Origin of the sequence: Streptomyces sp. NPDC012508 (assembly GCF_042902595.1) — a bacterium.
In the GTDB taxonomy this organism is placed as follows: Bacteria; Actinomycetota; Actinomycetes; order Streptomycetales; family Streptomycetaceae; genus Streptomyces.
Genome location: NZ_JBIBEO010000005.1, coordinates 312,425 through 328,052 on the forward strand (window position 1 = coordinate 312,425; position 15,628 = coordinate 328,052).

The following is a 15,628-nucleotide window of genomic DNA, read 5'->3' on the forward strand; positions in this document are numbered from 1 at the left end:
GGAGCGGAATCAGCCATCATCGCCGCAACTCCAGGGCAGCGAGGACCGCGTCCGCGACCTCGTCGGGTGTGCGGCCGTCGGTGGCCACGACCGCCCGCGCGACTTCGGCGTACAGAGGGGCGCGGGCCTCCGCCAACTCCTGCCAGCGCTCGCGTGGATCGCCCATGAGCAGCGGCCGCGCGATGGGGACCGGCCCCGTGCGGGCGACGGCCTCCTCGACACCCGTCGTCAGATGGACCACCACTGTGTGCGCAGCCAGCAGGCTCCGGGTGCCGGCGTCCAGTACCGCGCCGCCGCCGAGGGACAGCACACCGTCGTGCTCGGCGAGCGCGGTGGCGACAGCGGCCTTCTCCAGCACCCGGAAGTGCTCCTCGCCGTCTTCGATGAAGATGTCCGCGATCTCACGGCCCTGGGCGGCGACGATGTCCGCGTCGGTGTCCCGGTAGGGCACATCGAGCCTCTCGGCGAGCAGCGCGCCCACGGTCGACTTGCCGGAGCCCATGGGCCCGACCAGGACGATCACAGGTGCGGTCACCGGATCTGGAGGTTGTCGAGGTACGACTGGACGTTCCGGCGGGTCTCCGGGACGCTGTCGCCGCCGAACTTCTCGACCACCGCGTCCGCGAGGACGAGCGCGACCATGGCCTCGGCGACGATCCCGGCAGCCGGGACGGCGCAGACGTCGGAGCGCTGGTGGTGGGCCTGAGCGGCCTCGCCCGTCGCCACGTCGATCGTGGCGAGCGCGCGCGGAACGGTCGCGATCGGCTTCATCGCGGCGCGGACGCGCAGCAGCTCACCGGTGGTCAGGCCGCCTTCCGTACCGCCGGAGCGGCCGGAAGTGCGCTTGATGCCGTCCTCGGTGCGCACGATCTCGTCGTGGGCCTGCGAGCCCGGCACCCGCGCCAGCTCGAAGCCGTCACCGACCTCGACACCCTTGATCGCCTGGATGCCCATGAGCGCGGCAGCGAGCCGGGCATCCAGCCGCCGGTCCCAGTGCACGTGCGAACCGAGCCCGACCGGGACGCCGTAGGCGAGGACCTCGACCACGCCGCCCAGGGTGTCGCCGTCCTTGTGGGCCTGGTCGATCTCCGCGACCATCGCCTTCGACGCGTCCGCGTCCAGGCAGCGGACCGGGTCGGCGTCGAGCTTCTCGACGTCGGCGGGGGTCGGGTACACGCCGTACGGAGCCTTGGCCGCGGCCAGCTCCACCACGTGCGAGACGATCTCGATGCCCGCGGCCTCCTTGAGGAAGGAGCGGGCGACGGCGCCGAGGGCGACTCGGGCGGCGGTCTCACGGGCGCTGGCGCGCTCCAGGATCGGCCGGGCCTCGTCGAACCCGTACTTCTGCATGCCGGCGAGGTCGGCGTGACCCGGGCGCGGCCGGGTCAGCGGCGCGTTGCGGCCGGTCTCCTTCAGCTCGGCGGGGTCGACGGGGTCCGCCGACATGACCTTCTCCCACTTCGGCCACTCCGTGTTGCCCACCATGACGGCGATCGGAGAGCCCAGCGAAAGACCGTGCCGGACCCCACCGAGGAACGTGATCTCGTCCTGCTCGAACTTCATCCGCGCACCGCGCCCATAGCCGAGACGCCGCCGCGCGAGGTGGTCCGCCACCAGCTCCGTCGTGACCGGGACACCGGCGGGAAGACCCTCCAGCGTCGCGACCAGCGCGGGACCGTGCGACTCTCCGGCTGTCAGCCAGCGCAACCTGCTCATCCTCGGATCCCTTCTGCGGCCGGGACGTGCCGGCCCGTCGGTACGGAGTGGCGGGGGAAGAGCCGGTGCAGCTCCTCGTGGAACCCCGGGAAGGTCTTCGCGACGCAGCCGGGGTCGTCGAGCGTGATCCCCTCGGCGCGCAGGCCGAGGACGGAGAACGCCATCGCGATGCGGTGGTCGCGGTGGCAGACGATCCGCGTCGGCGCGGGGGCACCGGGATGGACCGTCATCCAGTCGCGGCCGGTCTCGGTCCGGACGCCCAGCGCGCGCAGGTTGCCCTCGACGGCGGCGATCCGGTCCGACTCCTTCAGCCGCGCGTGCCCGATGCCGGTGACGGTGATCGGAGCGTCGGCCAGAGGCGCGATCGCGGCGAGCGTCATGAAGGTGTCCGAGATCTCGCCCATGTCGACCGTGAACCCGCCCCTGAACTCGCCGGTGCCGGTCACGGTGGTCGCGTCGTCGGTGGTCTCGACCCGGGCGCCGGTGCGGGCGAGGACCTCGGTGAAGCGCAGGTCGCCCTGGAGGCTGCCGCGGCCGAGACCGGGCACGCGCACGCTCGTTCCGGTGATCGCCGCGGCGGCGAAGACGTACGAGGCCGTGGAGGCGTCGGGTTCGATCGGCAGATCGGCACCCCGGTAGCCCGTCGGCCGGACGGTGAACTCGCCCGGGGTGGCCTCCTCGACCTCGGCGCCGAAGCGCCGCATCAGGGCGATGGTCATGTCGATGTACGGCCGGCTGACGAGCTCCGGCACGGTCAGCGCCAGCGGCCGGCGCATCAGCGGGCCCGCCATGAGCAGCCCGGTCAGGAACTGGCTGCTGAGCGTGGAGTCCACGGTCAGCGCGCCGCCGTCGAGCCCCTGCGCGCGCACCCGCAGCGGGAGCCGCCCGCCGGGGGCCGTGGTGACGTCGGCTCCCAGCCGCCGCAGCGCGTCGGCGAGGGGGGCCACGGGACGGGCGGTGAGCTGGTCGGAGCCCTCGAAGGCGAAGTCGCCGTGGCCCGTGGCGGCGAAGGGCGGCAGGAAGCGGGCCGCCGTGCCGGCGTCGGCGCACCAGGCGGTCCCCGTGCCGACCGGGCCGCGGCCCAGGCCGGTCACGTTCCAGACGCTGCCGTCGTCGGGGGAGTCGATACGGACGCCGAGGCCGCTGAGAGCCTCACGGAAGGCAGTGGTGTCGTCGCTCACCAGCGGGGCGCCGAGGGCGCTCGCCGAGTCGGCGGCGGCCGCGAGCAGCAGCGCCCTGTTGGTGAGCGACTTCGACCCGGGTATCCGGGCGTGCAGGGCGGGGGTCGCCGGTACGGCGATGGTCATGGCTGTCCTTTGCGAGTACGGCCGCCGCGTGTGCGGCGGTCCGGGAGAGATCGCCGCACACCCCGGGGCGTCCTGACGGCCGTCTCGCCCTGTGCGGCCGAGGAGCGAAAGGCCGCCCGGGTCAGCCGCCGGCCACCTCCGCGAGGAGCGTGCCGATGATCCGGGGCCCGTCGACGGTCAGTACGGACTCGGCGTGGAACTGCATGGACACGAAGCCGGCCGCCCGCAGACCGTGCACCTCGCCCGTCCGCGGGTCACGGCTGACCTCGACGCGCCCGTGCACCGGGTGCTCGAAGGAGTCACCGTCGGAGTGCGCGGCGAAGGTGTTGTAGAAGCCCACCCGCTCCCGCGCGCCGAAGAGGTCGATCTCGTGCTGGGCGCCCTGGTTGGGCGTCGGCCGGCGCACCAGGTCGAGTCCGATCAGAGTGCTGAGCACCTGGTGGCTCAGGCAGACCGCCATGAACGGCCGGCGTTCCTCCAGGAGCTGGGCCACCGCCGACCGCAGGTGCGCGATCTTCGGGTCGCTCGTCTCGCGCGGGTCGCCGGGGCCGGGCCCCATCACGACCAGGTCGTGCTCGTCGAAGCAGTAGCGCTCGTCGAAGCGCCGTACGCTCACCTCTCCGCCGAGCGAACGGATCTGATGGGCGATCATCTCCGTGAAGGTGTCCTCGGCGTCGATCACCAGCACCCGGCGGCCGGACAGCGGCCCGTCCGCGCCGTGCCGTGATCCCTGGTCCTTCAGCCAGAAGTCGGCGATGCGCTCGTTGCGTTCGTCGAGGGCCTCGCGGACCGCGGGGTGCGCCCCGAACCGGATGGGCTCGGGGTCACCGAGCGCGGCGAGCAGCCCCGCAGCCTTGGCCCGGGTCTCGTGCACCTCGGACTCCGGGTCGGAGTGGCGCACCAGGGTCGCGCCGACCCCGATCCGCATGATGCCCTCGTCGTCGATGTCGGCGGTACGGATCAGGATCGACGAGTCCAGGGTGCGGCCGCCCGCGGCGTCGCGGCCGATCAGGGCGGCCACACCGCTGTAGTAGCCGCGGCCCTGGGGCTCGTACCGGCTGATGACCCGCGCGGCGCTCTCCAGCGGGGAGCCGGTCACGGTCGGCGCGAACAGCGTCTCGCGCAGGATGTCCCGCACATCGCGGTCGGTCCGGCCCTCGATGAAGTACTCGGTGTGCGCCAGCCGCGCCATCTCCTTGAGATAGGGGCCCACCACCCGGCCGCCCTCCGGGCAGATCCGGGCCATCATCTTGAGTTCCTCGTCGACGACCATGTACAGCTCGTCGGCCTCCTTGGGGTCGGCGAGGAACTCCATGACGCCGTCGAGGTCCGGGCCGCCCGCCGGGTAGCGGTAGGTGCCGCTGATCGGGTTCATCACCGCCGTACCGTCGTGGACGCTGATGTGCCGCTCGGGCGTGGCGCCCACGAACGTCCGCTCGCCGGTGTGCACCAGGAACGTCCAGTACGCCCCCGCCTCCCGCTGCACCAGGCGGCGGAAGAACGACAGCGCCGCGGGCAGACCGAACCCGGGCAGCTGTGCCGTGAACGTGCGCCGCATCACGAAGTTGGCGCCCTCGCCGGTACCGATCTCGTCCGCGACGACCCGCCGCACGATCTCCGCGTAGGCCTCGTCGTCCACGTCGAAGTGGCCGTCGGTCACCTTCACCGGCTCGTCCGGCAGCAGCGGAAGCGTCGCGCGCAGCGGCACCGCCGCCTGCTCGCGCACCGTCATGGCCAGCAGCGGCGCCCCGTCGTCGGGAGCGGCGAAGCCCCGCTCGGCGAGCTGGCGGTAAGGGATGAGGGTGAGCAGTTCCGTACGGGCACCCGTGCCGTCCTGCGGGGGCAGGTCGAGGTCGGCGAGCGACGCGATCTGCGTCACGTCGCCGGCCAGCAGTTCCAGGGTGTCCGGGTCCACCGTCTCGGGCCGGTGCATCAGTGCGAACGCGCCGGCCGAGCCGTCGAGGATGCGTGCCAGGAGGTCGGGCGCGCTGTCCTGCCTTGCCATGGGGATTCCTTTCGGCGGTGGGGCGCGGTCAGAGCGCCGCGGCGCCCGCGTCGAGTTCGCTCATCACGGTCTTGGCGGACACGACGCGGGCCGCGCGCTGTGCCGCGTAGTCGAGGGCCTGCCGGTGGTGGCCGGCCGAGAAGTCGGCCACGGCGTCGGCCACCAGGAAGGGCTGGATGTCGTTGGTGAACGCCTCGACGGCCGTCATCAGGACGCCCACGTGCGCGTACACGCCGCAGATGATCAGCTGGTCGCGCCGGTGGAACCGCATCCGTTCCAGCAGGTCGGACTTGAAGAAGGCGCTGTAGCGCCACTTCGTGAACGTCCAGTCGCCGGGGCCCGGTTCGAGGGGCTCGACCACCTTGCGGTGCTCGGGCGTGGGATTCATCCCCGGGCCCCAGAAGTCCTTCAGGAGTCCGCGCTGCTCGGGCGTCATCCCGCCGGGCTGCGCCGTGTACGCGATGGGGATGCCGAGCTCGGCACACCGCTCGCGCAGCAGCGCGGTGTTGCCGACCAGGGCGTCGCCGGGCGCCTCGGAGCGCGGGAACGGCTTGAGGAAGTACTCCTGCATGTCGTGCAGCAGCAGTACGGCCCGGCGGGGGTCCACGGGCCAGCTGACGGTGTTCTCCGGCAGCTCGCCCTCCTGGGGCATCGGATAGGGCTCGATCGGGGGGATACCGGACATGGGCCGGTCGGTCCTCTCTGCGCTGGGGGTTCCACGGGTACGGATGTGTGCCGGCGTGCTGTCGTACGGCGCCGGGTTCAGCCCCGCCAGGCCGAGACGACCTCGATGGCCTGCTGGGGGTTGAGGCGGGGGTCGCAGAAGCTGAGGTACTTGTCGCCCAGGCGGGCGAGGCCGGACTCGTCCATCACGCACTCGGTGACCGTGTCCGGGGTCGTCTCCAGGTGCAGGCCCGCCGCGACGCCGCCGTTCTGGCTCACCGCGGCCTGGAAGTTCTCGACCTCGCGGACGACCGTCCGCACCAGGCGGGTCTTGAGCCCTTCGGGACTGGAGACGGTGTTGCCGTGCATCGGGTCCGACAGCCACAGCACCGGGTGACCGGCCTTGGCGACCGCCTCGACCAGCGCGGGCAGCCGCTCGCCGGCGTTGTCGGCACCCATGCGCGAGATCAGCGTCAGCCGTCCGGGGCGCCGCTGGGCGTCCAGGCGCTCGCACAGGGTGAGCAGCTCGTCGGGTGTCATGGTCGGGCCCACCTTGACGGCGACCGGGTTGGAGACCGCGGCCAGGAGCCCGATGTGGGCGCCGTCCAGCTGCCGGGTCCGCTCGCCCACCCACGGCCAGTGCGTGGACGTCAGCAGCAGCGAACCGTCCGGTTCACGGCGCAGCAGCGGCAGTTCGTAGTCCAGCAGCAGCGCCTCGTGGCTGGTCCACACCGGCACCTCGAGCTCGGACCTGCTGGCGGTGCCGCGCCAGCCGAGGTAGTGCATGGTGTCGCTCGCGGCCCGGTAGCCGCTCAGCAGGTGCCGGGGGTCGGGCCGGCGCAGCGCCGCGTCCGGCTCCGGGCGGTTGACCATGTGCCCGCGGTAGACGGGCAGTTGGGAGCCGTTGACGGTCTCGGTCGGGGAGGAGCGGGGCTTGCCGTACTGCCCGGCGATCCTGCCCACCCTGATGATGGGCTTGCCCGAGGCGAGCTTCATCGTTCCGGCCAGTACGTCGAGCAGCGCGGCCTTGCGCGTGACGTCCTCGGGGGTGGCCTCTGCGGGGTCCTCGGCGCAGTCGCCGGTCTGGATCACCTGCAGATGCCCTGCGGCGGCTTCCATCAGCAGCGCGCGCAGGCGGCGCACGGCTTCGGCGTCCACGAGAGCCGGCATCCGCCCGAGATCCGTACGGACGTCTTCCAGGGAGGCGTGGCCTTCCCAGTCGGGCTGCTGCAGCGCGGGTATGGACCGGAGGTAGGACTGAATGTCGATCATCGATTCCCTCAGCGAGCATGCCGGAGCGAATCCGGGCAGGAGCGGACGTGGGTCAATTCGCAGTGGGGCACGGACAGGAATGCACCGGCCGGATCCGTCTGGACAACGCGGTATTCAGCGGTTCACGGACGGGTTCCGGTGGGCCATGGACAATCCCGGGAGAGGGCCGTGCGCCGTCGGCATGCCTTCCCGGTGGTCGAGAACGTCGGCGCTTCTTTTCAGCGCGTGCGCCGATCCGTCGAACTTCACTATCGGCCGACGGAATGGGCCGCGCAATGACGGCCCCAGGAGTACGTCAAGTGCGCTCGGGGGCGGAGTCCGAGCAGGGGGAACGGGTCGCCGACGTCACGGCGACGGCCGTGAGGAGAAGGCCCTGGGCCTGTGTCCAGGTGCCCGTGAATCCGCGGATTCTCCTCGCGCCGATTTTCGGCCCCGGTACGAGCAGGCGGGCGGAGAACGTGCCCTCGTCGGGAGAGACGGTGATCAATACCTGGTCGAATTCCAGCCATCGGCCGGTCAGCGGATACCAGGCCTTGTAGACGCTCTCCTTCGCGCTGAAGATCAACCGGTCCCAGCTGACACCGGGCCGGCGCACACCCAGTTCCGCGATGTGGGCCCGCTCCTCGGCCACGGTGACGAGCGCGCGGGCGCCGCGGGTGGGGATCGGCGCATCGGGTTCGGCGTCGATGCCGACCGCCACCACGTCGCACGCGCGGGCCACGGCCGCGGCACGGTAGCCCGCGCAGTGCGTCATGGAACCGACGACGCCGGCGGGCCACCGGGGAGCGCCGTGGGCGTCGGGCAGGACCGGCGCCGCGGGAACGCCGAGCCGCGCGAGCGCCGTGCGGGCGCAGGCCCGTACGGTGGCGAATTCCCGACGGCGCGCGACGCCCGCCCCGGCGATCACCTGACGCTCGGAAGGGAAGAGAACGTCACCCGAGACGTCGCTGAATCGCTCCGCGGAAACCATCGGAAAGGGCAGCAGAGTTTCGATCAAGGGGACCCCGGTCCTGTGCAGAGAGAACGCGCCGCCCGGCAGGGCGTGACCATTCCTGCCGAAGCGGCGTGTGCGCCGGCCGTCGGACCCGTGCGATCAGTCGATTCAGGCGGACATGAGCGACGTCAGATCCCTGGCGTATTTCTCGATGAGCGAGGGAGAGATGTGCGGGATGTCCTCGTCGGGCCCGACCTTCGCGGCCTGGACGGCCGCACGGAATCGCTCGGAGGGAATGCCGGATCCGCGCACCGCGGTCTCCGGGTCCTTGAATCCATGGATGAGCGGCAATGACGAGTACTGCCGCTGCTCCTCGGGAAGCGCCCGCATCGCCGTCTCGAACCGGTCGAGCCAGTCCGCGTAGTCGTCGATCCGCTCGATGCGACGGCCCGAATCGCTCAGCCAGTCGATGAAGGTGTCGAGCGAGATCCCGTCGTCGTGCGGGTTCACCAGACTGAACGTCCGGTACTCGCCGGTGATCTGCCCGCCCAGCGACACGACGGCCGCGGCGGTGAAGTCCACGGGGAGACCGTCGTAGTGCGCCCTCGGCCGCTTGCCTTCACCGTCGGCGCGGTAGAAGGACGCGGGCGCGATACCGGTCGCGAGCACACTGAAGAGAAGCCGGGAGAACATGTCCGGGACGTTGAGCTGTCCGCCGTAGCGGCTGTGGGCGAGGATCATGTTCGACCGGAACACCGTGACCGGGAGGCCGCACAGATCGTGCGCCTCGCGCAGCAGCACCTCTCCCGCCCACTTGCTCGTCGCGTAGCCGCTGGCGTACCCCGCGTCGACCGGCTGTACGGGCAGCGCCTGCCTGACGTCGGGGTCCTCCCCGAGCGCGGGGCTCTGGGACGTGGCGACGGCCACGCTGGATATGTAGGTGAACGGCTTCATCCGCCCGGTGAGCGCCAGCCGGATCAGCTCGGCGCTTCCCACCACGTTGGCCTCGAACAGGTGGTTGTACGGCAGTACATGGTTGACGAGAGCGCCGGCGTGGACGATCACGTCCACCTCCTCGGACAGCCTCTCCCAGGTGCGGTCGCTCAACCCCAGCTGCGGCTCCGCCATGTCGCCCGCCACGACCTCCAGATGGTCGGCGGCCAACGTCTCGAACCGCTGCGCCGCCTGCCCGTCGCCGCCTGCGAACGACTCCTCCAGGCGCTTCCTGGCGGCCGCCACATCCTTCCCGCGCACGAGGCAGACCAGCCGGCCGTCGGTCTTCGCCAGCTGCTCCAGCCACTCCAGCGTCAGGAAGCGCCCGAGATAGCCACTCGCCCCGGTCAGCAGGACGGTCCGGGGCGACTCGGGAAGAGGCAGTCGCTCGGCTTCGGCGAGCGTCTCCGCGTCGATGAACTTCTCCAGGGTGAGGTCGGCGGCCCGGACCTCGGTGCTTCCCTGTCCGTGCACCGACGCGAAGCCGGGCCGGTTCAGTCCGCTCGCGCGCTTGGCCTCGATGTGGTCGGCCAGCTGCTGGAGGTCGGTGGCCGCACTGATGATCATGTCCACCGGGACGCGGACCTCGAAGATGTCGTCGAGCAGGTCGGAGAACGACACCGCGGTGAGCGAGTCGCCACCCAGATCCCTGAAGTGCGCCGAGGGGCTCACCTCGACCCCCGAGCCGGCGAGCAGCGCCTGGGCCGCACGCTGGAGCGTCTCCAGCACGGACCGCTCGGCGGCGCCGCGACGGACGTCCAGCAGCTCCTCGTTCTCGCGCGCGGTGATCTCCACGTACAGCTCTTCCAGCCGCTCCCGGTACCGCTCCAGGAGGCGGGGGCGCAGAAGCTTCCGGTGATCCGAGAGCAGGCCGTTGTCCTGGCTGAACGGCTCGGTCTCGATGAGGAATTCGCGCGGGATCTCGTAGGAATTCAGCCCTTCCTCCTTCGCGACCTGGACGAAGGACTCGCTGAGCTCCTGCTGCAGTTCCTCCGTCCGGCCGCCGAAGCGGGTGAGGGCGTCGGCGGAAGGGACGACGACGGCCAGCAGATAGGACCGTTCACTGTTCCCGTACACGAATACCTGACGGACCAGAGGGCTGTAGGCGAAAATGGCCTCCAGGCGCGCGGTCGCCACGAACTCGCCCTGGGAAAGCTTCAGTACACTCTTGCGGCGGTCGATGATGGCATGCCGTCCCGGCCCGATCTCGGCGACGATGTCACCCGTCTTGTAGAAACCGTCCTCGTCGAGGAGTTCGGCCGTCAACTCCGGGTGGTTGTAATAGCCGGGAATGAGGGCGTCGGACTTGAGCAGCAGTTCCCCGCGGGGATGCGGGGAATCGGTGAGGTAGTAGCCGAGTTCGGGAACGTCGACGAGCTTGTGGTCGATGACCGGCGGGCTCAGCATCTCCCCGTCCACCGAAACGGCCGCGGCCTCGGTGGAGCCGTAGATGTTGTGCAGGTCGAGGCCGAGGAGAGACTCCATGAAGGCCGTCAGCTCGGCGGACAGGGGAGCGGACGCGCACCCGGCCCAGGCGACCTGGCCGCCGAGCAGGTTCACCCGCATCTCCTCCTTGACCTGGTCCTCCAGGGCGGCACGGTCGGCGGCGCCCACCGCCGCGGTCCGCCGATCGAGTTCACTCCGGTACTTCTGGAAGATCAACTCGCATATGCGCGGGATCAGCGAGAGCTCCGTCGGGCGCGCCAGAGCGATGTCCTCGAAGAAGGTCGACAGATCGCTCTTGGCCGTGAAGTACGTGATGCCGCCCCGCGCCAGGGTGTTCTTCAGCGAGGAGTGGCCGGCGACATGGCTCATCGGCATGTAGCTGAAGGTGACCGTCTCGCCCTCGGAGAAGAGCTTCGACCACGCACCGCCCCACATCGCGCTGGTCAGACGGTCGGTGTACATCGCGCCCTTGGGCGTTCCCGTGCTTCCCGAGGTGTAGATGAGCATCGCCAGCGGGTCGTCGTCCTCGCCGGGAACGAACAGCGGCGCCTCAGGAAGACCCGCTCCCCGGCGGAGTACCTCGGGAAGGGTGTCGACACGCACGGACCGGCCGGCGTTCGTGAGGCGGTCGCGCGCCTCGCCCAGCGCGTCGGCGTGGTCGCTGACCTCCGGGTGGAAGTCGAAGACCAGGATGCGCTCCACCGACGGGCTCTCAAGAGCGAGCTCCACCGCCCTGCCCAGGCGTTCGACGCTCGCGGCCACGATGCGGGACTCCGTCTCGTCGACGATGGCCCTCTGCTGCGCCGCCGGCGAACTGGTCTGGAGCGGAACACTGACGAACCCGAGGTACGTGCACGCCAGATCGATGACGGTGTAGTCGCCGCTCGCGAAACCGAGCACGGCGACCCGGTCGCCCGGCTTCAGCCGATGCCGCGCGTCACCATGCCATTCGTTCGCCACCGCGCGTACACGCGCCCACAGTTCGCCGAAACTGGTCTTCTCGTACCGCGGGAGCAGACGGTACGACACACGGCCGGTCCCCGGGTCCTGCACAAATTCCTTGGCACGTTCTCCGATGGCCGGCCGGTCGGCATGGCGCACCATTACGTTTTCCATCACTTGCGCAAGTCGCATTTTGGTCTCCGCGTCGTGTACGGACCTGATCTCGGCTGACAGCGAGAGGGATTGGTGGCCGGTGGTCTCCCGGCGGCGCCGTCCCGCTTCGGACGGGAAAGGGATCATCGAATTCGGACAACGATGTACTGGCCCACAGGTGTAAGAACCCGGGGCGCACCACCCTTACTCGCGACACGACGCTACCTACTCGAGCACCCCATGGCTAAGCCGGAGAACGTCTATGTCAGGTCCGTCGCGCGAAAGCGACTGCACAGTGTTCGTGTGCCCGAGGCGAATGGATCGCGGGCATGCGGAAACGCGCCGACACCGTACGGACCTGGGCCCGTACGGTGTCGGCGGCGGTGAAAGCGAGTACGAAGCAGAAGCGCGCCGATCAGTCGTCGCGCTGGGATTCGGCGGAGCGATGGCTCTGGTGGGTCAGGACCTGCAAGGCGTCGGCGGAACTCGAGTCGTTCGGGGTGTAGACCTCAAGGCGGTGGTCAGGGCTGTCAGGCTGCAGCCAGACCTGGTAGTCGACACTCACCGCGCCCACGGTCGTGTGCTGTATGTGCATGGTTCCCGTGGTGCAGTCCGCGACATCCCGGTTCGCCCACAGGGCCGAGAAGTCGTCGCTGCGCATGGTGAGTTCGCCGATCAGCCCCGCCAGGCGCGCATCGGTGGGATAGCGGCCGGCGGTCAGCCGGAGGTACGCCACGTGGGCGCGGGCGAGCGTGTGCCAGTTGCTGTACAGGTCACGCGTCACCGGGTCGAGGAAGAACATGCGGGGGATCGACGGGCGGCGTTCCGGATCGTCCGGCGTCTCGAAGGCGATGTGCTCGGCGAGAAGCGCGTGTCCGCTGCGGTTCCACGCGAGCACGTCTCCGCGGCGGCCCAGGACGATCGCCGGCGTCGCCTCGCCGAGGGATTCCAGGAGCGCGAGGACGCGCTTGTGGGGCTCCTCCGCCGGGGGCTCGGCCAGCCGTGGCGTCGGCGAGTGCCGAGCGAGGTTGTGCAGGTGCACGGTCTCGGTCGAGTCGAGCTGCAGCGCCCGGGCGAGCGCGTCGAGCACCTGCTCCGAGGCCGTCTCGGCCTGGCCCTGCTCCAGCCGCGTGTAGTAGCCGGCGCTCACCCCGGCCAGCTGGGCGAGCTCTTCCCGCCGCAGCCCGGGAACGCGGCGCCCATTGCCATGGGTGCGCAACCCGATCTCGTCCGGGGTGACCCGGTCACGGCGGCTCTTCAGGAACGTTCCGAGGCTCTCCACGACCGCAAGCGTAAGCCGATCGTGCGCACCGGTGGGTATACCTGTCAGGTGTACCCCCAGCAGGGGGGTGGCTGTCGGCAGGGCCATGGCCGACGGTCGAGGCATGTCGGAACAGCACACACACAACTCACCCGGCCTGCGTGCGTGGCTGGGACTGCTGGTCGTACTCGGCCCCGTCCTGCTGGTCTCCATGGACGGGTCGATCCTGTACCTGGCGATGCCCCGGGTCAGTCAGGACCTCACCCCCACGGCCGATCAGGCCCTGTGGACCCTGGACATCTACGGCTTCGCCGTCGGCTCGCTGCTGATCGCCTTCGGCAACATCGGTGACCGGTACGGCCGCCTGAAGCTGCTGATGATCGGAGCCACCGTCTTCGGCCTCGCCTCCGCGGCGTCGGCCTTCGCGCCCAGCCCGGAACTTCTCATCGCGTCCCGCGCTCTGATGGGTGTGGCCGGTGCGACTCTTCTGCCGTCGGCGCTGGCCGTGCTGAGCGAGCTGTTCACCGACCCGCGGCGGCGGGCGCAGGCCATCGGCATCTTCGCCGCGGCCTTCGCGGCAGGGTTCGCCATCGGCCCGGTCGCGGGCGGCGTCCTGCTGGAACGCTTCTGGTGGGGCTCGGTCTTCCTGATCAACCTGCCGGTCATCGCCCTGTTCCTCATCTTCGCGCCCATCCTGCTGCGTGAGGTGAGTACGACCCGTCCCGGCCGCGTCGACGTCTTCAGCGTCGTGGCCTCCGCGGCAGGCCTCCTGGGGGTCGTGTACGGCCTCAAGCACGCGGCCGCCGAAGGGTTCTCGCTGCTCTCCGTCCTCGTGGGACTGGGCGGCGTCGTGCTCCTGGCCCTGTTCGTGCGCCGGCAGCGGCACCTCGAATACCCGTTGATGGACTTCTCGCTCTTCCGCGACCGGGTCTTCACCGTCGCGATCATCACCGGCCTGCTGCCGCTGGCAGCCTGGTCGGCGGCCGCCTACCTGTCGGGCGTCTACCTCCAGTCCGTCCTCGACCTCCCCGTCCTGCAGGCAGCGCTCCTGGCACTTCCCGGCGCGGTGGTCCTCACCGTGACCTGTGTCGTCACGCCCATGGTGGTCGACCGCATCGGCAAGCGGACGATTCTCATCATCTGCCACTTCTCCATCGCGGCAGGGCTGCTGTTCCTGCTCCCCACCACCATCACCGGCGGGGTCGGCTGGTACATCGCCTCCACGTCCATCGCGGGCCTGGGATACGGCATCTCCTTCAGCGTCGTCGCCGACACCGCGGTCGGCGCGGTCCCGGCCGAGCGAGCCGGTTCGGCCGGCGCGATCGCCGAGACCAGCAACGAGATCGGCAACGCCCTCGGCATCGCGCTCATCGGCTCCCTCGCCGCGCTGCTCTTCCGGCTCCAGGGACCCGACCTCGCTCCCACGCTCGACGAGACCCTGCAGCTCCCCGGTCTCGCGTCCGCCGTGGTCACGGACGCGAAGTCGGCCTTCGTCACCGGACTGCACGCGGCGGTGGCGGTGGCCAGCTTCCTGCACGTCGCGCTCGGCATCCTGGCACTTCGGTGGCTGCCCAGGACCGCGCCCGAGGAGCCGGCCCCGGCCTCCCCGTCCGAGGAGAAGGCGGAGCGCGTGGAGAGCACGCCTCGTTGACGGCACGGGCGCCGGTGCCGGTACGAGTGCCAGTCCGGGTGCCGGCGGCGCGGGTGCCGGTATGAGTGCCGGCGGCGCGGGCCTCCGTAGCCCCCCCGGCTCCCTGATCACCAGGCGCACCCCATGAACGGCCGTGCCCCGGCCCGCAGCCTCCCCCCTGCGGACCGGGGCGCGGTCGTGCCTCGCCCGGAGGAACCCGCACCTCAGGCCAGGCGTACGGAGTTGCTGGGAAGCAACAGGCGCCCGACACGGCTGGGGGCCCGGACGGGCAAGTGCCGTCCGGGCCCCTGGGTGCGCGTGACCAGTTCCGTCAGTGGCCCGCCGGTACCTCGTACAGCGCGACGACCGACGTGAAGATCTCCTCGTCGTTCTGCTCCGCCGTGACCAGCATGCGAGGCCGCCCGTCCAGGTCGCGGGGCAGGACCTTGGCCGTCACCCAGCACGGTGCGTCGAGCTCGGCGTACCGGCTGAAGTCGCACTGCATGCCGGCGACCATTGTCTGCCGCGGGTGCGCCGCCGCCTGCGCGGCCTGGCGGGCGGCTTCGAGGAGCAGCATGCCAGGGGCGTGGTCGACGGGGTGGTCGAAGAGGACGGGGTGCGAGGTGTCCGTCCGCAGCTGCCAGCGGAGGGGGACGTCGGTGCACGAGAGCACGACGTCCTGGAAGCGGTCGCGGCCCGTCTGCTGGGTGGGCGAGGGCGGCGGCAGCGGCAGCACCCGGGCGTTCGCGCTCTCGATGTCGGCGTACCGGCCGCGCAGCCGCTCGTACACGGCACGGTCCTGGATCGTGAAACTGGTCCTGGCGGTGGCCAGTCGGCGGCCCGCCCGCTCGGCCTCGACAAAGAGCGTGACGGCCGTCGCCCGTTCCCTGCGGTACTTCACGTCCGAAGCGGTGATGTGGAGTGCGACCTCGGCGTCGGAGCCCCCCTCGACCCGAAGCGCCTCCGGGTCCACGTCCCAGCCGAAGTCCTTCCAGAGCAGCTGATGCCCGAAGGGGACGTCGTACGCGGCATGCGACAGCAGCGGCAGCGTCTGGCGCACCGTCTCCGTCAGGAAGAGGGGGTCGTGCCTTCCGAACCGGGCCAGGTAGAACGCGTGCTCACGCGGCCACCGGGCGGTGACGGTGAACGTGTCGTTCCCCGTCCGGTGCCAGCTCGCCAGGAGTACTTCGGCGGGATTCGTCTTATGGGTGTACGACATGGGCACAGGCACGGGACCGGTGGTCGCCCGGTCTCGCGCAAGGTCTATCGGAGGCACAACAGTTCTCCCCTGACTGTTCCACAACAT

At 70.6% G+C, this 15,628-nt stretch carries 11 protein-coding genes; 1 reads left to right on the forward strand and 10 read right to left on the reverse strand.

Annotation, left to right across the window (positions count from 1 at the left end; translation table 11 throughout):
- Positions 1–16 precede the first annotated feature (16 nt).
- The 9 genes from ACFY8U_RS18960 to ACFY8U_RS19000 all read right to left on the reverse strand — a co-directional run bounded on the left by ACFY8U_RS18960 (position 17) and on the right by ACFY8U_RS19000 (position 12,713).
- Positions 17–535 carry a shikimate kinase gene (locus ACFY8U_RS18960; RefSeq protein ID WP_389571478.1) on the reverse strand — a complete coding sequence of 173 codons (519 nt, stop codon included), beginning with the start codon at positions 533–535 and terminating at the stop codon, positions 17–19.
- Positions 532–1,716 (reverse strand): chorismate synthase, encoded by a 1,185-nt coding sequence (gene aroC / locus ACFY8U_RS18965; RefSeq protein ID WP_389571480.1) that lies wholly within the window; start codon positions 1,714–1,716, stop codon positions 532–534. The genes ACFY8U_RS18960 and aroC overlap by 4 nt, the downstream gene beginning before the upstream one ends.
- Complete coding sequence (aroA, locus tag ACFY8U_RS18970) at positions 1,713–3,023, reverse strand: 3-phosphoshikimate 1-carboxyvinyltransferase (RefSeq protein WP_389571482.1); 1,311 nt, start codon at positions 3,021–3,023, stop codon at positions 1,713–1,715. The genes aroC and aroA overlap by 4 nt, the downstream gene beginning before the upstream one ends.
- A 121-nt stretch (positions 3,024–3,144) precedes the next feature.
- The gene (locus ACFY8U_RS18975) at positions 3,145–5,028 is read right to left on the reverse strand and encodes an anthranilate synthase family protein (RefSeq protein WP_389571483.1); all 1,884 of its coding nucleotides are present in this window, start codon (positions 5,026–5,028) and stop codon (positions 3,145–3,147) included.
- A 28-nt stretch (positions 5,029–5,056) separates the two neighbouring features.
- Positions 5,057–5,713, reverse strand: a complete 657-nt coding sequence (locus ACFY8U_RS18980) for an isochorismatase family protein (protein ID WP_389571485.1) — start codon at positions 5,711–5,713, stop codon at positions 5,057–5,059.
- A gap of 77 nt (positions 5,714–5,790) precedes the next feature.
- Positions 5,791–6,963, reverse strand: coding sequence for a 3-deoxy-7-phosphoheptulonate synthase (locus ACFY8U_RS18985; RefSeq protein ID WP_389571487.1), 1,173 nt, complete (start codon positions 6,961–6,963; stop codon positions 5,791–5,793).
- Positions 6,964–7,258: 295 nt separating this feature from the next.
- Positions 7,259–7,960, reverse strand: a complete 702-nt coding sequence (locus tag ACFY8U_RS18990) for a 4'-phosphopantetheinyl transferase (RefSeq protein WP_389571490.1) — start codon at positions 7,958–7,960, stop codon at positions 7,259–7,261.
- Positions 7,961–8,065: 105 nt separating this feature from the next.
- Positions 8,066–11,578 carry a carboxylic acid reductase gene (car, locus tag ACFY8U_RS18995; RefSeq protein WP_389571492.1) on the reverse strand — a complete coding sequence of 1,171 codons (3,513 nt, stop codon included), beginning with the start codon at positions 11,576–11,578 and terminating at the stop codon, positions 8,066–8,068.
- 268 nt (positions 11,579–11,846) lie between these two features.
- Positions 11,847–12,713 carry a helix-turn-helix transcriptional regulator gene (locus ACFY8U_RS19000; protein WP_361608374.1) on the reverse strand — a complete coding sequence of 289 codons (867 nt, stop codon included), beginning with the start codon at positions 12,711–12,713 and terminating at the stop codon, positions 11,847–11,849.
- Positions 12,714–12,816: 103 nt separating this feature from the next.
- Here ACFY8U_RS19000 and ACFY8U_RS19005 point away from each other — a divergent pair, with 103 nt between their 5' ends.
- Positions 12,817–14,343: an MFS transporter gene (locus ACFY8U_RS19005; RefSeq protein WP_389571493.1), complete on the forward strand. Its 1,527-nt coding sequence runs from the start codon at positions 12,817–12,819 to the stop codon at positions 14,341–14,343.
- A 310-nt stretch (positions 14,344–14,653) separates the two neighbouring features.
- Here ACFY8U_RS19005 and ACFY8U_RS19010 read toward each other — a convergent pair whose 3' ends face one another.
- Positions 14,654–15,541 (reverse strand): ScbA/BarX family gamma-butyrolactone biosynthesis protein, encoded by an 888-nt coding sequence (locus tag ACFY8U_RS19010; protein ID WP_389571496.1) that lies wholly within the window; start codon positions 15,539–15,541, stop codon positions 14,654–14,656.
- Positions 15,542–15,628 lie beyond the last annotated feature (87 nt).

Excerpts from the sequence above, each read along its gene's own strand:
- ACFY8U_RS19005 (WP_389571493.1), top strand. The coding sequence starts at position 12,817 with ATGTCGGAACAGCACACACACAACTCACCCGGCCTGCGTGCGTGGCTG.
- ACFY8U_RS18985 (WP_389571487.1), bottom strand. The coding sequence starts at position 6,963 with ATGATCGACATTCAGTCCTACCTCCGGTCCATACCCGCGCTGCAGCAG.
- ACFY8U_RS18980 (WP_389571485.1), bottom strand. The coding sequence starts at position 5,713 with ATGTCCGGTATCCCCCCGATCGAGCCCTATCCGATGCCCCAGGAGGGC.
- aroC (WP_389571480.1), bottom strand. The coding sequence starts at position 1,716 with ATGAGCAGGTTGCGCTGGCTGACAGCCGGAGAGTCGCACGGTCCCGCG.
- ACFY8U_RS18975 (WP_389571483.1), bottom strand. The coding sequence starts at position 5,028 with ATGGCAAGGCAGGACAGCGCGCCCGACCTCCTGGCACGCATCCTCGAC.
- car (WP_389571492.1), bottom strand. The coding sequence starts at position 11,578 with ATGATCCCTTTCCCGTCCGAAGCGGGACGGCGCCGCCGGGAGACCACC.
- aroA (WP_389571482.1), bottom strand. The coding sequence starts at position 3,023 with ATGACCATCGCCGTACCGGCGACCCCCGCCCTGCACGCCCGGATACCC.
- ACFY8U_RS19010 (WP_389571496.1), bottom strand. The coding sequence starts at position 15,541 with ATGTCGTACACCCATAAGACGAATCCCGCCGAAGTACTCCTGGCGAGC.